The 22,874-nt window shown below is 72.2% G+C and carries 15 protein-coding genes; 7 read left to right on the top strand and 8 right to left on the bottom strand.

Annotated elements, in window-relative coordinates; genetic code table 11:
• The first annotated feature begins 373 nt into the window (after positions 1–373).
• Positions 374–1,042: a TetR/AcrR family transcriptional regulator gene (locus tag ACZ7P3_RS37500; protein WP_472088674.1), complete on the top strand. Its 669-nt coding sequence runs from the start codon at positions 374–376 to the stop codon at positions 1,040–1,042.
• Between the two features lie 255 nt (positions 1,043–1,297).
• Here ACZ7P3_RS37500 and ACZ7P3_RS37495 read toward each other — a convergent pair whose 3' ends face one another.
• Positions 1,298–2,008, bottom strand: coding sequence for a TetR/AcrR family transcriptional regulator (locus tag ACZ7P3_RS37495; protein ID WP_472088672.1), 711 nt, complete (start codon positions 2,006–2,008; stop codon positions 1,298–1,300).
• Positions 2,009–2,120: 112 nt separating this feature from the next.
• Here ACZ7P3_RS37495 and ACZ7P3_RS37490 point away from each other — a divergent pair, with 112 nt between their 5' ends.
• Together ACZ7P3_RS37490 and ACZ7P3_RS37485 are read left to right on the top strand one after the other, a co-directional pair.
• The gene (locus ACZ7P3_RS37490) at positions 2,121–2,918 is read left to right on the top strand and encodes a hypothetical protein (RefSeq protein WP_472088680.1); all 798 of its coding nucleotides are present in this window, start codon (positions 2,121–2,123) and stop codon (positions 2,916–2,918) included.
• Between the two features lie 58 nt (positions 2,919–2,976).
• The gene (locus tag ACZ7P3_RS37485; RefSeq protein ID WP_472088670.1) at positions 2,977–4,488 is read left to right on the top strand and encodes a serine hydrolase domain-containing protein; all 1,512 of its coding nucleotides are present in this window, start codon (positions 2,977–2,979) and stop codon (positions 4,486–4,488) included.
• A gap of 161 nt (positions 4,489–4,649) precedes the next feature.
• On the opposite strand, the gene ACZ7P3_RS37480 is transcribed toward ACZ7P3_RS37485, so the two are convergent.
• Positions 4,650–7,373, bottom strand: a complete 2,724-nt coding sequence (locus ACZ7P3_RS37480; RefSeq protein WP_472088668.1) for a tetratricopeptide repeat protein — start codon at positions 7,371–7,373, stop codon at positions 4,650–4,652.
• 107 nt (positions 7,374–7,480) lie between these two features.
• Here ACZ7P3_RS37480 and ACZ7P3_RS37475 point away from each other — a divergent pair, with 107 nt between their 5' ends.
• From ACZ7P3_RS37475 to ACZ7P3_RS37465, 3 genes are read left to right on the top strand one after another with little or no spacing between them, the layout of a single operon-like run.
• On the top strand, positions 7,481–8,749 hold the full coding sequence (locus tag ACZ7P3_RS37475; RefSeq protein WP_472088667.1) for a CHAT domain-containing protein: 1,269 nt from the start codon (positions 7,481–7,483) through the stop codon (positions 8,747–8,749).
• Positions 8,750–8,759: 10 nt separating this feature from the next.
• Positions 8,760–9,869, top strand: a complete 1,110-nt coding sequence (locus ACZ7P3_RS37470) for a ComEC/Rec2 family competence protein (RefSeq protein WP_472088665.1) — start codon at positions 8,760–8,762, stop codon at positions 9,867–9,869.
• Positions 9,866–11,782, top strand: coding sequence for a CHAT domain-containing protein (locus ACZ7P3_RS37465; protein WP_472088663.1), 1,917 nt, complete (start codon positions 9,866–9,868; stop codon positions 11,780–11,782). The genes ACZ7P3_RS37470 and ACZ7P3_RS37465 overlap by 4 nt, the downstream gene beginning before the upstream one ends.
• A gap of 87 nt (positions 11,783–11,869) precedes the next feature.
• On the opposite strand, the gene ACZ7P3_RS37460 is transcribed toward ACZ7P3_RS37465, so the two are convergent.
• The 4 genes from ACZ7P3_RS37460 to ACZ7P3_RS37445 all read right to left on the bottom strand — a co-directional run bounded on the left by ACZ7P3_RS37460 (position 11,870) and on the right by ACZ7P3_RS37445 (position 17,918).
• Entirely contained in the window at positions 11,870–12,622 is a 753-nt protein-coding gene (locus ACZ7P3_RS37460) for a hypothetical protein (protein ID WP_472088661.1), read from the bottom strand.
• 92 nt (positions 12,623–12,714) lie between these two features.
• The gene (locus ACZ7P3_RS37455; RefSeq protein ID WP_472088660.1) at positions 12,715–14,538 is read right to left on the bottom strand and encodes a hypothetical protein; all 1,824 of its coding nucleotides are present in this window, start codon (positions 14,536–14,538) and stop codon (positions 12,715–12,717) included.
• 335 nt (positions 14,539–14,873) lie between these two features.
• Positions 14,874–15,992, bottom strand: coding sequence for a PP2C family protein-serine/threonine phosphatase (locus ACZ7P3_RS37450; protein ID WP_472088659.1), 1,119 nt, complete (start codon positions 15,990–15,992; stop codon positions 14,874–14,876).
• A gap of 267 nt (positions 15,993–16,259) precedes the next feature.
• Positions 16,260–17,918 (bottom strand): penicillin-binding transpeptidase domain-containing protein, encoded by a 1,659-nt coding sequence (locus tag ACZ7P3_RS37445; RefSeq protein ID WP_472088657.1) that lies wholly within the window; start codon positions 17,916–17,918, stop codon positions 16,260–16,262.
• A gap of 332 nt (positions 17,919–18,250) precedes the next feature.
• On the opposite strand from ACZ7P3_RS37445, the gene ACZ7P3_RS37440 reads away from it, so the two are divergent.
• A complete protein-coding gene (locus tag ACZ7P3_RS37440; RefSeq protein ID WP_472088679.1) occupies positions 18,251–19,930 on the top strand; it encodes a chloride channel protein in 1,680 nt (559 codons plus the stop codon).
• Positions 19,931–19,943: 13 nt separating this feature from the next.
• Here the strand turns inward: ACZ7P3_RS37440 and ACZ7P3_RS37435 are convergent, their stop codons facing one another.
• Positions 19,944–20,480 (bottom strand): MarR family winged helix-turn-helix transcriptional regulator, encoded by a 537-nt coding sequence (locus ACZ7P3_RS37435; RefSeq protein ID WP_472088655.1) that lies wholly within the window; start codon positions 20,478–20,480, stop codon positions 19,944–19,946.
• A gap of 249 nt (positions 20,481–20,729) precedes the next feature.
• On the bottom strand, positions 20,730–22,346 hold the full coding sequence (locus ACZ7P3_RS37430) for a stealth family protein (RefSeq protein ID WP_472088654.1): 1,617 nt from the start codon (positions 22,344–22,346) through the stop codon (positions 20,730–20,732).
• Between the last annotated feature and the right edge of the window lie 528 nt (positions 22,347–22,874).

Here is a 22,874-nt window from a genome sequence, read left to right as displayed (position 1 = left end):
TGCTTTTCGACGGCGCGTGCGGAGCCGGCGTGCGTCGCTTCGTGGATACGGCGCTGCAGATCCGCGAGCTTGCCCGCGGTCGTGTGAATGTCGATGTCGGTCACTGGTTGTTCCACCCGGATCTCATCGGTCAGAAGGTGTCGTGGGGGACGTGTGCGCCCCGGGCGTCGCGAGGGGCGCCCTCGACGGCGCTGCTGTCGCGCTCCTTCAGCCGTCGTGGAGCGGCTGGACCGGAAGACCGGACTCACTGTGTGCAACGGAAGTCACGCCCCGGGCCTCCCTCACTGGCACTGAATCTCCAAAGAACGGTACTCAGTACCATTGCAGGTGGCAAGTACTCACAGTGATCCCGGACAGGGGAGGATGAGAAGTCATGAGCAAGCCAGACGCGCGGATCCGACTTGCGGACGCCGCCTTCGCCCTTTTCGACGAGCGTGGATACGAGCAGACCACCGTCGACGACATCGCCGAACGGGCCGCGGTGGGGCGTACGACGTTCTTCCGCCACTACCGGTCCAAGGAAGCGGTCATCTTTCCCGACCACGACCGGCTGCTGGAACGGATCCGAAACCGTCTTGCGACGTCGAACAGCGACACGGCGCTCGCCGCCGTCTCCGATGCCGTGCGGCTCGTCCTGCTCCACTATCTGGACGAGGGCGATCTGGCCCGGCGGCGCTATGCCCTCACCAGCAAGGTGCCGGCGCTGCGCGACCGGGAGATCGTCAGCGTGGCCCGCTACCAGCGGCTGTTCCGGGAGTTCATCGCGGACTGGATGGGAGGGGCTCCCGGGGCGGCGCTGAGGGCCGAGCTGATGGCTGCCGCCGTGGTCGCCGCGCACAACCATGTCCTGCGGCGATGGCTCCGCGGCGAGTCACCGGACCCGGTCGAAGAGGTGGACGAGGCGATGCGCGAGGTGATCGGCCTCTTCTCCGGCGGTGAGTCCGGCAGCGGCGGCACCACTGTCGTCGCGTTCTCCACCTCCCGCAGCATCGACGCACTGCTGCCGGAATTGCAGCGTCTCGTCGAAGGACGGCCGGGCTGAGGCCGAGGCGGCGGCCTGCGCGCTGCTCCGCCCACGCCATCGCGGCGAGCTGCGGCCCGATCAACGTCGGCAACCCCGGCAACCCCGGCAACCTTGGGGCCGGGGACTGGTACGTCGGCCAGGTCCAGCAGATCTACAACACCTGTGACGGCACCGCCCGGGCGCATTTCGAGTGGGACGACCAACCGCGACCGTCTGCCTGGCCTGACTCCACATGGCCGGCATCCTGCTCTGGTCAGCACGGTGATCCAATGGTCAGCGCGGTGCTCCAGACGAAAGCCCCTGGCTCCTCCTGTCCGGTTCTTCGGACGGCGCTCCTTCGGACGGCGGTCCCTCGGGCGGCGGCCGGATCAGCGTCGCGATGCCGCCGCAGAGCAGGTCCAGGCTGCGGGTGAACTTCTCGTCGGGCCCGTGCGCGGCCGCGGCGGCCGCCGTCCGGGGGAAGCTCCGGTGGAGGGCGGTGACGTCCTCGGCAGTGACCGGCACCGCGGGTGGCTCGCTCTGCTCCTGGAGCACGTAACCGGTGACGTGGCTGAGTACGGTGTCGGCGGCGGTGCCGCAGTGCTCCGGGGGCACGCCGGCCTCGGCGAGGGTGGCGAGCAGCCGTTCCATCAGCGAGAGCGCACCGGGGCTGAGGGTTTTCGGGCTTCCGGCGAGCATGATCGCCCCGCCAGGGTGCTGCCGGATGCTCTGCCGCAGGGCGACGGCCTGCGTCGTGACCCGCGCAGGCCAGCCTGCCTGCGCGGGCAGTCCGGCCAGGGCGGCGGTACCGGCCTCGTACGCCTGTCCGGCCACCCGGTCGGCCATCAGCTGGAGCAGTGCGGCCTTGCTGGGCACGTGGTAGTAGAGGCTGCCGGCGTGCACGTCGAGGCGGTCTGCGACCTGGCGCATGGAGAAGCCGTGGTAGCCGGTCTGGGCGAACACCGCCATCCCCGCGTCGATGATCAGGTCTGCGGTCAGCTTCACGGCCGCAGTCTAGCGAGCCGTGCCAGCTTTCAAACACTGTTTGAAAAAGCTCCGGGTCACGCTAATGTCCTGATCAGCGAAATCGCACACGGCTCGGAGGGGGGTGGTGACGATGGACATCCTGCTGTTCAACGTGACCACGGCGGCACTGATGGTGTTGATGTTCAACGGAGGTCTGGCCCTGGTCGGCCAGAGCACACTGGGCCGGCGGCGGATCCCCTGGGCCGGCGTCGGCCTGACCGGGCTCGCGCTCGCCGGGGTGGCTCTCCAGCTCTGCTGGTCAGGGGCGATGGGCGCGCTCGACGCGGACCCATCGAAGTCCGGCTGGTGGCGTGTGGTCACCTCGGTCTTCATGCAGAACGGCGGCTTCGGCGGGGCGGCCTGGAACATCGCCACCCTCGCCGCCGTCGCGGCCTTCGCCGACTGGTTCTGGGGTGCGCCGCTGACGCTCGGCCTGTTCGCCGCAGGCATCCTGCTGCCGGAGCAGATCGACAGACTGTGGGGCCAGACCTCCCACAGCACCGACCCCCGCAACTTCGCCGGCAGCTCCGGTGCCACCTACTTTCTGGGCGCGACGCTGGCCGCGGCCCTGCTGCTGCGCGGCGGCGCCGACGAGAACTCCGGCAAGGCCGCCGGGAAGGGCTCCGACGACGAGGACGCGAGCCGTGGCAAGGCCGTCCGCAAGAACCGGCTGTTGGCGCTCGGCGTGCCGGTGCTCGGGCTGGCGATGTGGTTCGCACAGGAGAACGGGCACGGGCTGGTCTCCGGCTACGGCTTCGCCCTCGGCGCACTCGCCTGGGCCGCGTTCCGCACCGTCCTGCACCCGGACCGCGACCTCCGGCAGCCGCCGCGCACGACGGTCGCCTCGCTGACCGGGCTCATCGGCCGGCGGACCCGCAGCGCCGGCTAGCCGGCAGGCCCCGCTCCCCCCGCCCGTGCCCTATCCACCGTGACCATGAGGGAACAGCATGCCGGAAGACCTGCGCCGGGAAGTGTCGAAGCTCGTCGACCAGGAGGTGGCCAGGATCCTGGAACAGACCGACCGTGACGTGGCCCGTACGGTCAACCGCGCGCTGGGCGTGAGTGACGGCGCCCCGGCGTTCGACACCGCCCGCTGGCAGACCCGGCTCGGCGAGCTCCTCGCCGCCCACCACATCCCCGGCGCCGCCCTCGCCGTGCTCGCCGACGACGAGATCCACGAGGTGGCCGCCGGCATCCTGCACACCGGCACCGGCGTCGCGGTGACCCCGGACTCCGTGTTCCAGATCGGCTCCGTCAGCAAGGGCTACACCGCCGCCATGGTGGTGCTGCTCGGCGACGCCGGGAAGCTGGACCTCGACGCGCCGGTCGTGGACGTCCTGCCGGACTTCGCGGTCGCCGACGCCGGGGCCACCCGGACGATCACACCGCGCCAGCTGCTCAACCACACCAGCGGCATCGAGGGTGACTACGTCAACGACACCGGCCGGGGCGACGACTGCCTGGCCCGCTACATCGAGGGCGCGCGGACCGTCGGCCTGACCAATCCGCCCGGCGTCACCATGTCGTACTCCAGCACCGCCTACAACGTCCTGGGCCGGATCGTCGAGGTGGTCACCGGCCAGACCTGGGACGAGGCGCTCAAGGAGCTGCTTCTCGCCCCGCTCGGGCTGGAGCACACCATGACCCTGCCCGAGGAGGTGCTGCGCTTCCGCGCCGCCATGGGGCACATGGGCGAGCCGGGCGAGACCCCTGTCCCCACCCCGCTCTGGAACATGCTGCCGCGCTCGGCCGGCCCGTACGGCGGGATCAGCGCGACCGCCGCCGACGTGGCCCGGTTCGCGCGGGCCTTCGTGGAAGGCGGCGCCGCGCCGGACGGCACCCGGGTGCTGCCGGCCGCCGTGGTCGACGCGATGCTGACCCGCGAGGTCGAGATGCCCGACCAGTGGTTCCTCGGCGCCCACTGGGGCCTGGGCTGGGGCCTGTTCGAGTGGGACGGCGCGCGCGGCTTCGGCCACGACGGCAGCACCTTCGGCCAGCTCGCCTACCTGCGTGCCATCCCGGAGGAGGGCCTCGCCATCGCCCTGTTGACCAACGGCGGCGGGGCCGCGCCCAAGGTCTTCGAGGCACTCTGCCGCGAGCTCTGCGCCGAACTCGCCGGGGTCACCATGCCCGGGTTCGCGCCGGCCTCCGAACCCGTGGCGGTGGAGACGGAGCCGTTCCTCGGCGGCTACAAGCGCGAGGGCTTCCTGATGACCATCGCGGCCGGTGACGGCGGCCCGGGCACACTGCGGCTGACGTACGAGGGCGCGGACGGCCTGGCGGGCACCTTCGACCCGCTGGTCTGGCACCTGACCCCGGTCTCGCACACGCCGGTGAAGACGGTGTTCGCCGGCCGCCGCAACGAGAAGGACGCGTGGATTCCCGTGGTGTTCTACGCGCTCGCCGACGGCACCCGGTACGTCCACTTCGGTGTCCGCGCGACGGCCAAGTCCGCCTAGTGCCGTGACCGCACAGGCCGTCCTTGCCCACGGATCGGGTTCGCCGGGTTCGGCCTTGCTCCAGGATCCGATGGGTACGGGCGGATCTGTTCGCAGCCGTTGGCGTGCGACGCGCGCGGTCGCCGTGGCGTCGGTCTCGCGCATGGAGCGCGCCGACGAGTTCACGACGGAGATCGAGCGGAACGACCCGTCCGGCCGTTCTCCTGCGGGTCCTGCAGCCAGGCGAGGCGGTCCGCGATCCGGCGGTAGCGGTCCGCCAGGCCGCCGTGTCCGTTCGCGGCCAGCCGGTCCAGCCCGCTCTCGACCAGCAGGCTCTCGCTGAGCAGGACCGCCCGGCCCGCCTCCAGGACGTGTACGGCACCAGGGGCGTCGCCCGTCCGCAGCAGCGCGGCCGCCGCGTCGGCGGGCAGCAGACTGGCGATCCGCAGCCAGCTCTCCCGGTGCGGGCGCACGCCCTGGCGCCGGGACACCGTCCGCAGCACCGCCAGGCCGAGCCCGTAGGCCTCGGCCGACTCCGCCCACGCTCCCCGGGCCGCCGCCCAGCGCCCCCAGTTGCGGGCGGCCTCCACCGCCCAGCGCGGGGCGCGCTCCGCTCCCGTCCGGCAGGCCTCCGCCAGCACCGCCGCGGCGGCCCGCCGGTCCTCCTCCGCACCGCTGTGCCCATGCCGGTCGCTCAGGAAGCAGCCCAGGTTGTTCAGTCGTAGCGGCCGGTCCGGCGAGGCGGGCGGTGTCGCGTCGACCGCCTCGTGGAGCAGCTCGACAGCCCGCGTCAGATCCTCCGGCGCACCGCGCAGCCGCCAGGTGCGCCACAGCGCGCCCCCGAGGTTGGCCGCCACCCGGCAGCGCTCGCCGGTCCCGGCCGCCAGCAGCTCCAGCGCCTCGGCCTGGGCCGCCCGGCCCGCGTCCAGGTCGGCCGGGTCGCCGTCGCATTCGTACCGGTCCTGCAGGGCGGTGCCGAGGTTGTCCAGGAAGACCGGCCGGTCCGGAGCCGAGGCCGCGGCCAGGTCCACGGCCTCGCGCAGCAGGGTGACCGCCGTGTCCAGGTCCGCCCGGGACTCCAGGTGCTGGTGGCGCTCGCGCACCACGTTCGCCAGGTCGTTGAGGAAACCGGCCCGGCCCGGCGCGCCGGGCGGGAGCGTGGCCAGCGCCTCGCGGTGCAGGGCCACCGCCTCCTCCAGGTCCAGCACCGATCCCCGCCGGCCGAACCGGTCCAGGAGCGCGTTGGCCATACCGCTCAGGGCGTCCGGGCGCAGTGATGCGCGGGCCGGCAGCAGCCGCAGCGCTTGCCCGAGCAGTGCGACCGCCCGGTCCAGATCCCCGGCCCGGCCGGTCGCCTCGTGCCGCAGCCGCAGGCCCCACGCCAGGTTCTCCAGGTAGAGCGGCAGCCCCGGCGCGTGCTCGGACGTCCCGGCGACGAGGCGTTCCAGCCGCTCCAGCGCGGACTCCAGATCTTCGGGGGACCCCGTGCGGTGGTAGCGCCGGAGCCGGCTGCGCGCGGTGTTGTTGAGGTCGGCGGGGGAGGGCTCCCCGGGGCGGAGGCCGGAGGCGGTCTCGAACAGGTCCACGGAGCGGTCGAGGGCGGCCGGGTCCCAGGTGTGCTCGTAGTGGTGGGCGAGGGCCGTCGCCAGCGCCGTCAGCCTGCCGGACAGGTCGACTGCCGTACCCCCGGTCAGCTCCACGGCGGCCTCCAGACAGTCGATGGCCAGCTCCAGATCCCGTTCGTCGCCCTGGTGCAGAAAGCGTGTCGTGAGCGCGGTACCGAGGGTTTCCAGGCACAGCGGCAGCAGCGGAGCGCCCTCGTCGAGCAGGCCCACGGCGTGCTCGGCGGCCTCGACCGCCTCCGCCAGGTGCGCCGGGTCGGCGTGGCGCTCATGGCGGTCCAGCAGGGTCCTGGCGAGGTTGTTCCAGGCGTGCGGCGCCCCAGCGGAGCCTTCGGGCCGGGACCGCGTAGCCCCGCGCAGCAGCTCGGTGGCCTCGTCGAGGTCCTCCGGACGGCCCTCTTCGTGGTAGCGCCGGGTCAGCGCGTTCGCGAGAACCCCGGCCTGCCGCGGCCGGTCGGCGGCCGGGGCCGGGCTGTTCTCGTGCGCCTGCCGGGCACAGCGGACGGCCGCAGCGAGGTCGGCCGGGTCGTGCCGGCGGGCGTGCCGGTCCAGCAGCGCCAGTGCGAGATTCGCCCGGCGCAGCGGAAGGTCGGGGGAGCCGGGAGGGGTGAGGGTCACGGCCCGGCGGCAGCCCTCGACCCAGGCGTCGAGATCGGCCAGGGCGCCACCGACGCTGTGGCGGTACATGTGGGCGGTGGCCAGGTTCGTCACGTGCAGCAGGTGGTTGGGGTCGCGCCCGGCGCCCAGGGTCACGGCCCGGCCGTGCAACTCCAGCGCGCTGTCCAGGAGTTCGGGATCGCCGTCGAGGTCGTACAGGTCCATCAGGACGAGACCCAGATTGTCCAGGACCGTCGCGTCGTCCGGCGCCGCCTCCGCGGCTTCGGCGAGCACCTCCCGGGCCCGCGCCAGGTGGGCCCGCTCGCCCGTCGCGCCGTGGTACGTGCGCAGGCAGTTGCCCAGGTTGTTGAGCCAGTCCATGTCCCGCTCCAGGCGCACCAGGTCCTCGTACACTCCGACGGCCTCGGTGAGGACGGGCAGTTCGCCCTCGGCCTCGTACAGGTCGAGCAGGGCCCCGCCGAACTCGCTGAGCAGCTCCGGTTCTGGCCGGCGGCTCACCGGCTCCGGCTCCCGTCGGCCGTTCGCCCGCCTGCAGCTCACCGGCTCCCGCCGGCCGTTCACCAGCTCGCGCAGCAGCAGTACGGCTTCGCGGGCGGCCGCCGGGTCACCGGTCACGGCGTACGCGTCACGGGCCCGGCAGGCCGTGTCGGCGTGCTCGTCGGTCACGGGGGTGCTCCCTTCGTAGTACTCAACCTGCCGTCCCAGTGTGCGCGTTCGGCTACGCTGAGTGCGCCGAGCCGGCGAAGGCGCCGCGCGGTGCTGGGGGTGATGGGGTGGACCGTTTCGAGGAGATCCGTGCGGCCCGGCGCGAACTGGACGCCGTCGTCGAGGAGATCCAGCGACTCAAGGGGTTCGAGGACTTCCTGCCCGATCCGACGCCGGAAGACATCCACCGGGCCGCCCAGGAGCAGCCCCTGGTGTATCTCTCCGCGGCCGAGCACGGAGGACTCGCCCTCATCGTGCACGACCACGACGTGCGGGCCGTGGACCTGCCCCGGCTGACGGCCGAGACGGTACGGGCCCGTACGCAGGCCCACGACGACGCCCACACGGCGTACGAGGCCGACCGCATCGGGCAGCTGGGACAGTGGCAGAAGTCGTTGAAGACCACCACGCGGTGGCTGTGGGACGACCTGATGGGGCCGGTCTGCGACGCACTGCGCGGACAGCGCGAGGCCGCGCTGGTGGCCGGCGGCCTGCTCGGGCTGCTGCCCCTGCACGCCGCCTGGACCGAGACTCCCACGGGTCCCCGGTACGCCCTCGACGACCTAGTGATCAGCTACGTACCGAACGCCCGCTCCCTGACCTCGGCCAAGGCCCTCGCCCGCGGACCCGTGGAGCGCCTCGCCGTGGTCGTGGACCCGCCCGGGGACGACGGACGCGCCCCCCTCGGCTCGGCCGCGTGGGAGGCATGTGTCGCGGAGGCGGCGTTCCCGCGCGGGGTGACCTCGCTGCGCGGGTCCCGGGCGCACGCACGGGCCACCCGCGCGGCCCTCACCGGCGCGGACGCCGTCCACTTCGCCTGCCACGGGCAGGCCGACCTGATCAACCCGCTGGACAGCCGACTGCTGCTGGCCGGCCCGGACGTCCTCAGCCTGCGTGACCTGATGGTGCTGCAGCTGCGACTGCGGCTGGCGGTCCTGTCCGCCTGCGAGTCCTTCCTGCCCGGCACGGCGCTGCCGGACGAGGTGGTGTCGCTGCCCAGCGGGCTGCTCCAGGCGGGCGTGGCGGGTGTCGCCGCGGCCATGTGGTCGCTGCCCGATCTGCAGGCGGCGCTCCTCATGCTCGACTTCTACCGGCGCTGGCGCACCGAGCGGCAGCACCCGGCCACCGCACTGCGCGACGCCCAGGTCTGGCTGCGGGACGTGCCCAACGGCGAGCGGCACGCCTTCCTCCGCCAGGCCCACGACGCGAGGGAGACCTGGCTGCCGGAGGGCGAGGAGACCGAGGCGCTGCTGCTGATGCTCGAGTACCAGGAGCCCGACGGCAGATCCTTCGACGACCTGCACTCGTGGGCGGGCTTCGGCTACTTCGGGGCGTGACGGACCTGCCGTGATCAGGATCGAAGCACTTCCCGCCCGGGAGGGCGACTGCCTCTGGGTGGAGTGGACGCACGAGGGCCGCGTCCGCCGCATGCTCGTCGACGGCGGCCGGGCAGGTCCCGGCGACGCGCTGCCCGCGGGCCTGGCCGCCCGGTTCCGTTGCCTGCCCGTCGCCCAGCGCGTCTTCGACCTGGTCGTCTGCACCCACCTCGACGCCGATCACATCGGCGGCCTCATCCCCCTGTTCCGCGATCCGCCCGACGGCTTCAGCGCCCACGACGTGTGGTTCAACGGGGACCGGCAGCTCCTCGGAGACGTGCTCAGCCTCGACCAGGCCGACACCCTGTCCCGGCTGCTGCGCGGCCGGCCCTGGAACCGACGGTTCGAGGGCCGCGCCGTCACCGTGCCGCAGAGTGGGCAACCACCCGTGATCGACCTGCCCGGACTGCGGCTGACCCTGCTTTCCCCCGTGTGGAAGACACTGCTCCGGCTGAGCCGCGTCTGGGCCCGGGAGGTGGAGAAGGCCGAACGGCAGCGGCTCGCCCCACCGCCGCAGGCCCCGCCCGACGTCCTGCGCGGCAGCGACGCGGGCCTGCTCTGGGAAGAGCTGACCACCCGCCCGTACACGCCCGACGCCTCCCTGCCGAACCGGTCGAGCATCGCGTTCGTCGCCGAGCACGAGGACGGCTCCCGCGTCCTGTTCGGCGCCGACGCGCACGCCGACATCCTGCACGCGGGCCTGCGCCGCCTGGACGGCACACCGGGCGACCGGCCGTACCGGGTGGACCTGTGCAAGGTCCCGCACCACGGCAGCAGCCACAACCTCAGTCCCGCACTGCTGGCTCAACTGGACTGCCACCACTGGCTGTTCTCCACCAACGGCGACCGCTTCGGGCACCCGGACCGGCGCACTGTCGCCCGCATCGCGAGCCGTCCCGGCCGTCCGGTGCTGTGGTTCAACCACCTCTCGCCCAGCACGGCCGAGTACGCCCGCACCGAACTGGCCCACGCACGTGGCTACACGGCCGTACACCCGCCCGAGGACCGCCCGGGCATCGACCTGACCGTCTCCCACGGCCGGGTCACCGCCAGGCACCACGATCCAGGGAGGGCGCCGTGAACCTCGATCCGGCACTCGTCGAACTCACCGACATGTGGCACGAGCTGCCGGTCCTGGTCGGCGACGCCTGGCCCGGACTGCGGCCGCGGCTCCTGACGGCGGTGGAGGACCTGGCGAACGCGCCTGCCGAGTCCCGCGACCGGCGGGCCCGGGAACTGCTGGCACTGCTGCGCCAGTACGAGCCGGTGCGCAAGCGGCTCGCGCTCGCCCTGGCCGGCCGGACCATGCCCACCGACCGCGCCGCCACCACCCGCGGCAGGCCCGGCTCCCGCCCCGCCGCCCGGCTCGCCCGCCGGGCCGGCCTCGTCCAGCCGGACGAGTACGAGATCGACCGCTCCCAGCGCTGGATCAACGCCGCCACCGAGCCGGACGAGGACGGCCGCCCGGGAAGCCTGGTCCTGGCCTTCGACCTCTCCGACCGGCCCCGCAGCCTGCTCGACGCGGCACCCCTGGGGGACCTGCACGAACCCGAGGCCTGGCCGGTGACCCTGACCGTGCGGCTGTTCAGCGAGGACGCCGACGTCGAGCCGCTGGACGACACCCTGACCGTGCCCCGTGAGGGCGCCTCGCCCGATCGGGCCCGCTTCCGGATCGTTCCCTCCCGAACCGGCACGCTCCAGCTGCGCGCCGTCTTCCTCCGTGGCAACGCCTATGTGCACTCGGTGCACCTCAACATCGTCGAAGGGACGGTACGCACCCGCTCGCAGGGACTGCCGCGGCCCGCGATCTGCCAGGTCCGCGACCGTGGGATGGCCCTCCACATGCGCCGCACGGGCGACCACACCTACGAGATCCACGTCTCCGGAAGCATCGGCCACAAGTTCGATGGCGTGCTGCGCAAGGAGGCCGCAGACCTCGACACCATCGCCCGTGAGGCCCGCCGCCCGCTGCAGGCCCTGACCGACCTGTGGGGTCCGCTCACCGGGGACGGCCCGCTGCCCGGCCTGGAACTCACCGAGGCCGCCTACGAACGGCACACCAGGGAACTGGCCGAGTCCGGCTGCCGCATGTTCCGTTCCCTGTTCTTCACCGGCGCCGACAGACAGCTCAAGGAGGTCGGGCGACGGATCGAGCGGCTGCTGGCCGGGGAGGCACCGCGCAGTGTGCAGATCATCCCGGGACATCCGCTGCTGCCCTGGCACCTGATGTGCCCCGTCGAACACATGGAGGACGCGGACTTCCACAAGATCCTCGGTCTGCGCCACCGGGTCGACTGCCTGCCCTGCGTCGACGACGCGAGCAACGCCATCGTCGCCCCGGCCATCGACACCCGGTCGGGCCTGAACGTCACGCTGGCCCTCAACCGGAGCATCGACCGCGGCGGGGAGCGCGATCTGGTACGCGGACAGGAGGCCTACTGGGGCGACCTGGCGGACCGCGGACTGGCCCGGGTCAGCGTCCGGGACCGGCGCGACACCGTCCTGCCCGCCCTGGCCGGTCAGGACGCGCCGACCGAAATCCTCTACCTGTACTGCCACGCCGTCCCGCACGACCCCGACGACGGCGGGCCGCAGTACGCCAGACTCGTCGTCGAAGGCACCGACGGCTTCATCCTGCTGCGCAGCCTGCACGACACCGACGGGCCCCTGCCGGGACCGCCGGTCATCGTGCTGAACGCGTGCAGCACCGCCGTCGGCCCGCCCCTGTCCACCATGGGGTTCCTCACCCACTTCGTGGAACGCTCCCGGGGCGTGCTCGGCACCGAGGCCGACACCCCCGCCCCGTTCGCCTCGGCCTGGGCCACCGCCTTCTTCGACCGCCTCCTGGCGGGCGAGCCCATGGGCGAGGCGGTCCGTGCCACCCGCGTCCACTTCGCCGTCGAGCACCGCAACCCACTGGGGCTGCTCTACGCGCTGTACTGCGACGGGGACACCACCCTCACCCCGGCGATCCTGCCCGCCCGGCAGGACTGAGGCCCGTCCGGCGAACCAGTGCAGGGCAACGGCAGCGCCGTACGACCCGGGGCTTCCACCCATCGGCCGCATGATCCTTCGTACCGGCTAGGAGCCGCTCGGCTCCGGGTCCGGCAGGGCCGCCGTTTCGATGAGGCGCCGGGCGTACGTCCAGGCCGCCTCCTCCACCCAGGCGGCCCGTACGATCCGGAGCCAGAAGGCCAGCAGGGCCAGGTCGGCGACGACGAGCACGGCCGGCACGGCGGCCCCGGCCGTGCCCGACGGCGGCCAGGTCAGCGCCGTGTGCAGCACGGCCCCGCACAGTCCGGCGATGCCCGCCGCCAGGGCCAGGGGCCGCAGCCCGAGCATGTTGCGCCGGAAGCCGTACTCGCGGTTCTCCTCCGCCACCAGTTCGGCACCCGGCAGCGCCCGCGCACGGACCCGCAGCACGGTGCCCGCCGCCTCGTACACGGCATCGGCGCCGGACGGGTCCGCCTGCTCCCGCGCGGCTGTCGGCAGGCGCAGTGCGGGGCCCGCGATCCGCTCGATACGGGCGTGCAGATAGGCGAGCTGGGCCGGCTCCGTCGGACCGCGCCAGCGCAGCAGCTGCACCGACGGCTTGCCGCCCCAGCGCTCGAACAGGCCCGGCTCCAGCCGCCGCCCCCGGCTGCGGCCCAACTGGCCCAGCAGCAGGGGCAGTCCACACACGATCGCCAGGGACCACAGCCGACGGCCGGCCGGCCAGTCCGGTACCAGCACGGCCACCGGGAGGGCCAGGGGCAGGGCCGCGATCAGCACCGGCCGCACCCTGGCCCGCCAGGTGTACGGAGTGAACGCCCCGGCACTCACAGCTCGGTCCACGACCGGCCCCCCTCCTGAGGGCCCGCCCCCACGGGCCCGGAGGGAGGAATACCCGGGCCGCCGTACCCGAACCCCCACGGGGCGCGGCCGCCCTACCCGGCGTCCCCGAGCGCCTCCTGAACGCGCCGCGCGGCCGCGGTGTAGCGGTCCCGGAGCCTGACCGGCAGGCGGTCCAACAGGGCCGGAACCAGGCCCAGTTCCTCGCTGAGCAGCACGGCCCGTCCCCGCTCCAGCCGGACCGCCGCCGCCTCCGCCCGGCCCTGCCGGGCCAGCGCGTACGCACCCTCGTGGGCCAGCCCCTTGGAGGCGCGCAGCCACGCTTCCTGGTGGTCGCGGGCGGTCTGCGCCCGGTGCAGTGCCTGCGCCGCCCGCAACAGGTACGCGTCGGCCTCGGCGGCCTCCCGCCAGGCCGAGCGCCGGCCCGCCCAGCGGATCCAGTTGTCCGCGGCGGCCACGGTCATCTCCGGGGCGATCTCCAGCCCCGTCGTGCACGCTTCCCGGAACGCCGCACGGGCTCGGTCGGCATGCTCCGCCGCGTCGGTCCCTTCCGCCAGCGTCCGCCACGCCTCGCCCAGCACGTTCAGCCGGCTCGCCCGGTACGGTGCCGATTCCGGAGTGCGCGAGACCGCTTGCCTCAGTACCTCCACCGCCTCGTGCAACGCCGGTTCGGCCTCCTCGGGCCGCCCCACCAGACGCAGCGCCTCGGCTCGGTCGATCAGCGCGTTGCCCAGATTGGTGAGGAAGGTGGCCCGGCCCGCGACCTTCCAGACGGAGACCCGGATCGCCGTGCGGTAGGCCGCGACGGCCGCGTCCACGTCGGTGAGGTCGAGCCGCTCGCCGCGGCGCGGCACCGCGCGGTCGGGGAACTGGACACCGAAGCGGGTCAGCAGGGCGTTCCCCAGGTTGTTCCACCAGCCGCCGAGTTCGAGGTCGTCGGCATGGGCGGCCGACACCGCGTCCTGCGCGAGACGGACCGAGGCGTGCAGGTCGGCGTCCTGCTGGAGCCGTTCGAAGCGGTCCATGTGCAGCATGCCGACGTTGCTGCAGATCCGCGCCCACGCACGGTCGTCCTGGGACAGGACGTGCAGCGCCCGGGTGCCCAGGCCGATCGCCGCATCCAGGTCGGCGAGCGCACCGGTCGCGTCGAACGCGTCCCACAGGCACAGCACGAGCGTCGCCGCGCAGTGCGCCCACTGCGCCGAGCCCTCCTCGGCGACGCCCATGGCCTCCTCGGCCGTCCGCCGTGCCGCGTCGAGGTGACGGGAGTCGCCGGTGATGTCGTAGAGATCGGTGAGGGTGACCGCCGCTTCGTTCTCCCACAGGGCCCGTCGGGCGGGATCGGCCTGCGCCGCGCGCCGGTAGCGGTCCAGCGCGCGCTCCAGGTCCGGTGTGGCTCCTCCGTGCCAGGCATGGCGCCGGTACGCCGAGGCCGCCGCGTCCAGGAGATCCGCCAGTGCCGCGCCCTGCACTCCCTGGGACTCGGCCCGCCGCCACTCGCCCTCGGCCCGCTCGGCCTCGACCCGCTCGGCCTCGACCCGCTCGGCCTCGACCCGCTCGGCCTCGACCCGTTCGGCCTCGGCCCACTCGCCCTCGGCCGGCTCGGCCTCGGCCCGTTCGGCCTCGGCCCGCCGAGCTTCCTCGTGCTCCGGCTGATCGGCCCGCCGAGCTTCCTCGTGCTCCGGCTGTTCCGTCCGCGCGGCCGCGACCTGTTCGGCCTCCGCTTGCTGAGCCTTCTCCTGCTCCGGCTCCTCCGCTCGCTGAGCCTTCCCCCGCTCCGGCGAATCCGGTCGGCGAGCCTGCTCGTGCTCCGGCTCCTCCGCTCGCTGAGCCTTCCCCCGCTCCGGCGAATCCGGTCGGCGAGCCTGCTCGTGCTCCGGCTCCTCCGGTTCCTGTTCCGGCCGGCCCTCCGGTCGCATCCGCGCCACCCCCTCGCGGCGCCGCGGCGTGCCGACGCCCTCCCACGATGCCCCTTCACCACCTTCCCACACCCGCCCAACCGCCTGGGCCCACCTTGCCGAAGGCCCGCCCGTGCACCGCTGTAACGCGCAGGAACGCACAGCCGCGATGGACGACGGCTCGCTGAGGCCGGCACAGAACCCCTCGTCCGCTGTGCCGACGTACAGCCGGCCGCTGCGCCCTGAGCCGGCCGCCCCGCCCTCAGTCGCCCGCTGTGCCCTCAGTCGCCCGCTGCGCCCTGAGCCGGCCGCTGTGCCCTCAGACGGCCGTTCCGCCCTTCCGCAGCATGGGCGTCTCAGCGCGGAGCCGGACGTCCGTCGTGGCCGAACCCGCCGAGATGACGGTCGTGTCGGTGGGCCCGATGGGTGCTCGGCGCGTGGCACAGCGCGATGAGTGCCGCGTCGTCGTCGAGGCGTCTGCCCACGTGGTCGAGCAGATCGCTGCGGATGTGGTGCAGAAGCTTCTCGGGGCTGCTCCCGGCCCATTGAGCGACACGTTCCGTGAGGGGGTAGAAGGCGCCGTAGGCATCCCGGGCCTCGACGACGCCGTCGGTGTAGAGCAGGAGGGTGTCGGCGGGCTCGAAGGTGACGACGTCGACGGTGTAGTCCCCGGGTGTCGGCCCGTGGATCCCGAGCGGGGGCGCCGGGTGCACGGGAACCGTGACGGCGCTTCCGTGGCTGAGCAGAAGGGGCGGGGGGTGGCCGCAGCTCAGTATCCGGCTGACGTGGCCTTCGTCGGGTATCTCCAGCAGCATCACGGTGGCGAACCGCTCGCCCAGCTCTTCCTCGGGTCCGAGGTTGGGCAGGTTGCGGGCAACGCTCTGTTCCAGGGCGGCGGCCAGGGCGGGCAGGGTGGTGTGGTGGTGGGCGGATTCCCGGAAGGCTCCGATGAGGAGAGCGGCCTCGCCGATGGCGGACAGACCCTTGCCGCGTACGTCGCCGATCATGACCCGCACGCCGTTGTCGGTGGGGGTCGCGGCATACAGGTCGCCGCCGATCTGTGCCTCGGCCTCGGCGGCCAGGTACAGACAGGCGATCTTCATGGAGCCGATCTGCTCCGGCAGGGGCCACAGCAGGACGTGCTGCGCCGCCTCGGCGACCAGGCGCACCTGGGCCAGCTGGCGCTGGCGGCGCCCGCGCATCACGCAGTAGAAGACGGTCAGGGCCGACAGGAGGGCCAGGGCGAGGATCTGCACCAGTACGTTGCGGGTGAACAGCACGCCGAAGTGCCAGCCGATGTATGCCTGTGCCCCCACGGTCAGCAGGCCGATCAACCCGGTCAGCCCGGGGCCGGCGAAGGAGGCGGTGATCGCGGGGGCGATGACCAGGAGCGGGCCGAGATGGATGTCGGCCGGCACCAGCTGGTCCGCCACCGTGATCACCACGATGAGCACGATGGGGATCAGCAGCAGCATATGGCTCGACTGCCATGGCCGCCGCACACCGGCAAAGCTCCGCCGGACATCCACATCTCCCACAGTGCACTATGCAGGAACAGCTGACGAGTGAATGCTTTGCGTAATCACTGGGTGACGGAGAGGTGCTGCGGGCTTTCCTCCGGGCCGTCGGCGAGTCGGGACGCATCCGTCGTGGCAGAGGTCCCGAACTGGGGCAGGGCCACCGGAGGCCTTCTCCGGACGCCGATTCCGATTCCGTGAGTGGTCCGGTTCACGGCCGGACGGTCATCCGGCCGTCAGCAGTCGCCGGGCGACGTATCCCGCGGAGTCCACCCCGGAGCTGCCGCCTTCGACGAGAGCTGCGACCGAGACCCGGGAGTTGTAGGCGGTCAGCCAGCCGTTGGTGTGGTCCCCTTCTTCTGCGGTGCCCGTCTTGGCGCCGACGCCGGCCAGCCCGCCCAGCCGGGGAGCGGCGGTACCGCTGGTGGCCACGCTCCGCATCATCGACTGCAGGTAACCCGCCGTCCGGGCGGAGATGGGCCGCGGTGCGCTGTCCTGACGCTGTCCCGGCAGGATGACCGGCTGCTCGAAGCCGGCGTTGCGCACGGTCGCCGCCACGGACGCCATGAACAGGGGGGTGGCTGTGACCTTGCCCTGACCGATGAACTGGGCCGCCTGGTCGCCGCCCTGCACGTCCGGTGGAATGCTCGGGTCGGTGGTGGCGACCCCGCCGCCGATGGACCAGCTGCCCATGCCGAAGACGTCTGCCGCCTCGTCGTGCAGCGCGGAGGCGTCCCCGTCGCGCACCAGGTAGTGGAACCCGTCCTTGATGAACGAGGTGTTGCACGACACGGTGAACGCCTGGGCGAGGGAGGCGCCGGGGTTCGCCCTCACGCCGGGATCGTTGTGGAACATCTGGCTGTTGGCCATCAGCGAGTCGGTGCACGGCGCCGGACTGTTCGCCGTCAGGCCGGCCCGGTCGAACAGGGCCGCCGAGGTGATGATCTTCATCGTGGAGCCCGGCGACTTGATGCCGTTGATGGCGATGTCCCCGTCCGAGCCCGTGTGCGCGATCGCCAGGATGTGGCCGTTCCGCCAGTCGAGCGCCACGGTGCCGGCCGGCTTCTCCTGGAGATGCGGGTCCTTCACCGCGCTCTCGGCAACGGCCTGGAGGCGGGCGTCGATGGTCGTCCTGATGACGGGCGTCCGGCCCTTGGAGAAGACCTGCAGCGTCCTGACGCCCGCGCCGCCGCCGTCGACCACGGCGACGCCCGTGCCGGTGCTGCCGCCGGCGGGCGTCCCGTTCTGACGGATCGTCGCCGTGATGTCCCGCAGGGACGGGAAGCCGGACAGGTCCGTCTTCCCGTCGCTCGCGACCACCTTGGCCGTGACCGCGCCGACCGGCAGCCTGCCCGCGGTCAGTGACTGGCCGTCATCGAGGCCCGGATGGAGCACCGAGTTGTTCCAGTGGACCGCGAGCAGGCCGTCCGCGCTCTTCAGGACCGCCAGCGCGCCCGGGTAGTTCCAGGTGCCACCCGCGACGTGGGCGGTGACCTCGAAGGTGACCTTGGTGGCGCCCTGCGTCACCGCCGAGGGCCCCGCGGCGAGTATGTGATCGAACGACAGCTTCTTCAGGTGCAGGCCGTGCGTGTACTCCCGCAAGGCCTCCGTGGCGGCGCCCGGTACGTCGGTGTCGCTCGCCGCGCCGTCGAGGTGCTGGTGGGACCAGCTGTCCAGGAACGCGCGGGTCAGCTTGACCGCTTCGGCGTTCGACGGCGGCGTGCTCGACAACGCCGCCGGGTCGAAGCTGCGCGCGGCTTTCGGCGTGACGTCACCCGAGGAGCCCGCCACCAGGCCGTGCATGACGTTGTACGTACCGATTCCCCCTAGGACGAGCAGTGCGGTGCACGTACCGGCGAGGCCGATCTTCACAGCTCTGTTCATGCGGTGGATCGTATGTATGTTCCATGCGTGTGTGTGCCGGGCTTCGTTGGATCGTTACCGGACCGTCAGCCGGAATCGTGGTGCGCCGCGGGGGAACGTACCTCCACCCGCCTACGCGTGAGCCGGTCGCACCCCAGGAGGCCGCTCGGTCTCGACGGGTGGACCGGCGGGGCACCCCCTTGACTTCTTTTGCATAATGCAAAAGTAAGGGAGGGGAAGCGATGGGTGTCATACCGGCAGCAAGGGACGGGAAGCAGGGGTTGGGCATCGGGGCACGGGGATTCACGCCCGCGCCGGGGCTTGCGGGACTGCGCAACGCCGCGTGGGGTGTGATGGCCGCCGCGGTGGTGGTCGGTGCCGGAGCAGGTGCGGGTTCGGTCGTCTTCCGCTGGTGCATCCGGACGTTCACCCGCCTGCTGTCCGGTCATGCCGACTACTCCGCGTCCCCCGGCGCGGCCAATCCGCACGTGGCATGGCTCGGCCCGTACTTCGTCCTGTTCACCCCGGTGCTCGGCGGTCTGCTCTACGGGCCGTTGGTGAACCGGTTCGCGAAGGAGGCCCGCGGGCACGGGGTGCCCGAGGTGATGCTCGCGGTCGCCCAGCGCGGCGGCCGGATCAGCCCGAAGGTCGCCGTCGTCAAGACGCTCGCCTCCGCACTGACCATCGGATCGGGCGGCTCCGTGGGCCGCGAGGGCCCGATCGTGCAGATCGGCTCGGCACTCGGCTCCACCCTCGGCCGCGTGACGAAGGTGACCGAGGGCCGGATGAAGCTCCTCGTCGCCTGTGGCGCGGCGGGCGGCATAGCCGCCACCTTCAACGCACCCCTGGCCGGTGTCTTCTTCGCCATGGAGCTGATCCTGGGCACCTTCTCCGCGGAGGCGTTCGGTGCGACCGTACTGGCCAGCGTCACCGCGAGCGTCATCGGACGCGCCTCCTTCGGTGACACCGCCTTCCTGAACCTGCCGGACTTCCACGTCGACCACTTCACCCAGTACGGCCTCTTCGCCCTGCTCGGCGTGGTCGCCGCCCTCGTCGGCATGGGCTTCTCACGCTTCCTGTACCTGATCGAGGACGCCTGCGACTGGCTGTGGCGCGGCCCGGAATGGCTGCGCCCGGCGGTCGGCGGACTGGCCCTCGGCCTGGTGCTGCTGGCCCTGCCGGAGATGTACGGCGTCGGCTACCCGGTGCTTCAGAAGGCGACGGAAGGCGGCTACGCGGTCGGCTTCCTGCTCCTGCTGCTGGCGGGGAAGATGCTGGCGACCAGCCTGACCATCGGCATCGGCGGTTCGGGCGGCGTCTTCGCACCCAGCCTGTTCATCGGGGCGATGCTGGGCTCGGCGTACGGCACCGGCGTCCACCACCTGCTGCCCGGTTCGGCCGGGGCGGTGGGCGCGTACGCCCTGGTCGGCATGGGCGCCACCTTCGCCGGCGCCGCCCGGGCACCGATCACGGCCGTGGTCATCCTCTTCGAGCTCACCGGCGAGTACTCGATCATTCTGCCGTTGATGCTGGCCATCGTGCTGGCCACCGCCACCAGCCGCCTGCTGATGCGCGACACCGTCTACACCCTCAAGCTGCGCCGCCGCGGCATCGATCTCGAGGGCCCCGTCCCCGGCGCCCGCATCGGCACCCAGCACGTGGGCCTCGTCATGGAACCGCTGCCCTCGCCCCTGCCCGCCTCGACCACTCTGCCGGACGCCGCCGGCCTGCTCAGCCTGTCGGGCCACGGCGCGCTCCCGGTGGTCGACGACACCGGGGAGTACGTCGGTGTCGTCACGGCCCGGGCAGTGGCCGAGGCCCTTGCCGAGCAGCCGGACGCCGCACCGGCACTCGTCGGGCAGCTCGCCGAACCGCCCACGCCGGTCACTGCGGACCAGCCCCTCGCGCAGGCCCTGCACACACTGATGTCGGCCGCCGGCACCGGGGTACCCGTCCTCGATGCCGAGCGAGGCAAGCCGATCGGCTGGCTCAGCCACCAGAGCGCGCTGCGCGCTGTGCACGCCACGGCTTGAGCCGGGGGCGGAGTCAGGCGTCGCGGTCCGGTGCGCCGTCCACGATCCAGCCGAGCGGGTGCGGTTCCGGGTCGTCCGGGGCGGGAGCCATGGGCTCTCCTCCCGCCTCGTTGAAGGCGTTGAGGGCCTCGATGAGCGCCGGCCGCTGCGTCGGGCCGAGCCGGGAGACGATCTCGGCGATCTCGGCGCGGCGCCGGGCGGTGACGTCCTCGACGGTGCGCCGGCCCTCCTCGGTGAGCCGCAGCAGGGTCTCGCGGCGGTTGTCGGGGTTGGTCTGCCGGTCGGCGAGACCGGCGGCGATGAGGCGATCGACCATGCGCATGGCGGTGGAGGGCGCCACCTGGAGCAGTTCGGCGAGCGCGACCAGCTTGGTGGCGCCCCGGGTGGACAGCACGACCAGCATCCGGAACTGCGGAAGGGTCACCCGCTCCTCGACCTCGGCGAGGGAGCGGGCGGAGACCGCCACCAACAGGCGGGACGCGGTCAGGACCGCCCGCGTGACCGCATCGACGTCGTCCATGGTCCCCGCAGGGATCTCGCGCTCCGACATGTGTCCTTTCTACCGTGCCGAAGCCGGCGCGTTGTCGCTCGCGTTGTCGTCCTCGTTGTCCATCGCGTTGCCGCTCACGTTGGCACCGGCGATCGTCGCCCGCCTCGTCACTCACATCGTCCCCCACATCGCTGCTCGCGCAGTCGCTCGACGGGAACGGGCCTTCCTGCGCGCGCGTCCAGGGCCTCGCCCCGCGACTCGGCAGGGCGGACGACGCCGCGGCCGCCGGCAGGGCGGCAGGACCGCGGCTCAGGTCTGCTTCTCGAACCGGCTCGGCACGGGGAAGTAGACGTCGAGGAAGGACCGCAGGAGACGGTTGCACCGGTCGTAGTCCGCTTCCGTCGAGCAGGTGTCGTTGAGACAGAACACCTTCTTGTCGCGCTTCAGCAGCAGCTGGTCGAGCCGGTTCGCCGAGTTCGGCAACGACACGTCGATGTAGGAATAGGAGAGTTCCGAGGGCAGGGCCCGCTGTGTGTGGAAGGCGTAGTAGTGATAGAGGGACGACGGCACGGACAGGTCGTCCGGCCCCCGGAACCGGGTGCCCGCCGTCATCCGGTGCTGTTCGGGAAAGTCCTTCTCGATCTCATCGAGGACGGTGCGCCGCAGAGGGTGCGGAACGTGGCGCATCTTCTGTACCAGCAGCCTGCCGAAGCGCTCCTGGACGATGGCCCTGTTGTTCTTGCCCGCGAGGGAGACCGGCGGGTCCTGCAGGGCACGGGGTCCCAGCGGAACCAGGGCCGGCGAGGGGAAGAACTTGCTCAGGCCGTTGGCGAGGAAGAAGTCCTCGGGAAGGACCTCACTGCCGAGGAAGACGTCGTCGTTGAAGTAGAGGAAGTGTTCGGACAGGTCGCCGATGTGGTGGAGCTGACTCTCGATCGCATGCGAATTGAACGTGGGGAGATATTCCGGCCGGCTGAATATGTCGCGGTGGCTGACCACCTGGATGCCGGGCTGGTCGGTGTCCAGCCACGGTGGGGTCTGGTCATCGGTGACGAGGTAGATGTTGCGGATCCACGGGGCGTGCATGGACAGCGACCGGAGCGAGTAACGCAGTTCGTCGTGGTTGGCATACCGGCCCGCGTTGGCCGCCTCTTCGTGAAGCCCCTCGCTCGACGCGGCCGCTCGACGGCGCAACCACTGTGGATCGCTGCCGTCGACCCAGGTGTAGACGGCATCCACCGGAAAGTCGATGTCTCCCGGAAGCAGTGCCGTAAAGGCCTTGCGGGTGCGCACCGTTGCGGCGGAGGAGGAGCTCGGGCCGCCCGGAGCCGTGAAAGCGGACACGGTGGACCGCACCACGGGTTCGTCAAGAGGTACGGAGTCGGTGACCGCGTTGCGCCGCGGCGCCCGGAGCATGCCGTCCTCCGGCTCCCAGAACTCGACCTCGCAGGCCTGCCCGGGCCCCAGCACCAGACGTTCACCGGGCTCGGCATGGAACCAGAAAAGGCCCAGCGTCGAGTCCTTCGCGGCCGCCCGCCACCCGCGCGCCCGGTGGGCGGGAAGGACAGCAGTGCCGCCGGCTCCTCGGCGCACCAGATATCCCGGAACCTCCTGACACAGTGTGCGCAGTGCGTCGACCGCCTGCTGCCGTTCGCCGGCAGGCACCGCAACGACGGTGGAATGCCGCTCCTGACCCCGCACACAGAAGTAGTCGACACCCGACCGTTCCAGGGCTTCGGTCACTCTGGAAAGGTTGCCTGCCCGGGCCACGTGCGGCGCGAGGTTCTGTTCCCGGAACGCGATGCGCGCGCGACCGTCCGCCCACACCACGACCGCCCCGGCGGCATCGATCCGTGAACGGCACAGCAGAGCCAGCACCGACAGCCGCAGCCTGCGCACCGCGGCCGTCAAGAACGCACCGCTCACCACAGCCTTGAGTTTCCGGCGTGACTCGGTCGAGTAGCGGCTTGCGATGATCCGCCGCAGCCGGTGTGGCATCAAGGCGCGGTAGGCCCTGACAAGAGCAGCTCCTTCGGCATTGACCGAGCGTCGGTCCACGGCCGGGGGATCGACGGGCTGAGTTCTGGGCAGCGGCCGTGACTGCGCCAATTCATCTTCGGTGGCGGTTGGGTCCATCGTGAGCCTTACCTTTCCCGGGCCTCTCCAGGGCTGCCGGGATCACAGCGCCGGCAGTGCAAGGGCCCTTCGCCTGGGGGGAGATGCCGTGAGGAATCGTCAGGTTCACTGGCCCGGCAGTAACAGGGATCACAGGCCGGGATGGGAACGAAGGGTGACGAGAAGCGGTCCTGCTGGCCAACAAGGGTGCGCCCACCCCCTAGATTCCAGTCCCAGCGCGAGCAGAGGTGTCCGAGTGTCATGAACCAAGCCCTGTTGTCCCGCGCCGTGACGGTTGCGGCGCGGGCCCGCCGTACGGTGAGACGGACCCGTCGCAGC

The sequence above is a fragment of the Streptomyces sp. NPDC107581 genome, assembly GCF_055657175.1.
Note: the sequence above shows the minus strand (reverse complement) of the source record. Positions and strands in the feature narration are given on the sequence as shown.

Bases quoted from the DNA above. Each gene is read 5' to 3' on its own strand.
- ACZ7P3_RS37500 (WP_472088674.1), top strand. From the start codon at position 374: ATGAGCAAGCCAGACGCGCGGATCCGACTTGCGGACGCCGCCTTCGCC.
- ACZ7P3_RS37490 (WP_472088680.1), top strand. From the start codon at position 2,121: ATGGACATCCTGCTGTTCAACGTGACCACGGCGGCACTGATGGTGTTG.
- ACZ7P3_RS37485 (WP_472088670.1), top strand. From the start codon at position 2,977: ATGCCGGAAGACCTGCGCCGGGAAGTGTCGAAGCTCGTCGACCAGGAG.
- ACZ7P3_RS37455 (WP_472088660.1), bottom strand. From the start codon at position 14,538: ATGCGACCGGAGGGCCGGCCGGAACAGGAACCGGAGGAGCCGGAGCAC.
- ACZ7P3_RS37450 (WP_472088659.1), bottom strand. From the start codon at position 15,992: ATGCTGCTGCTGATCCCCATCGTGCTCATCGTGGTGATCACGGTGGCG.
- ACZ7P3_RS37445 (WP_472088657.1), bottom strand. From the start codon at position 17,918: ATGAACAGAGCTGTGAAGATCGGCCTCGCCGGTACGTGCACCGCACTG.
- ACZ7P3_RS37440 (WP_472088679.1), top strand. From the start codon at position 18,251: ATGGCCGCCGCGGTGGTGGTCGGTGCCGGAGCAGGTGCGGGTTCGGTC.
- ACZ7P3_RS37435 (WP_472088655.1), bottom strand. From the start codon at position 20,480: ATGTCGGAGCGCGAGATCCCTGCGGGGACCATGGACGACGTCGATGCG.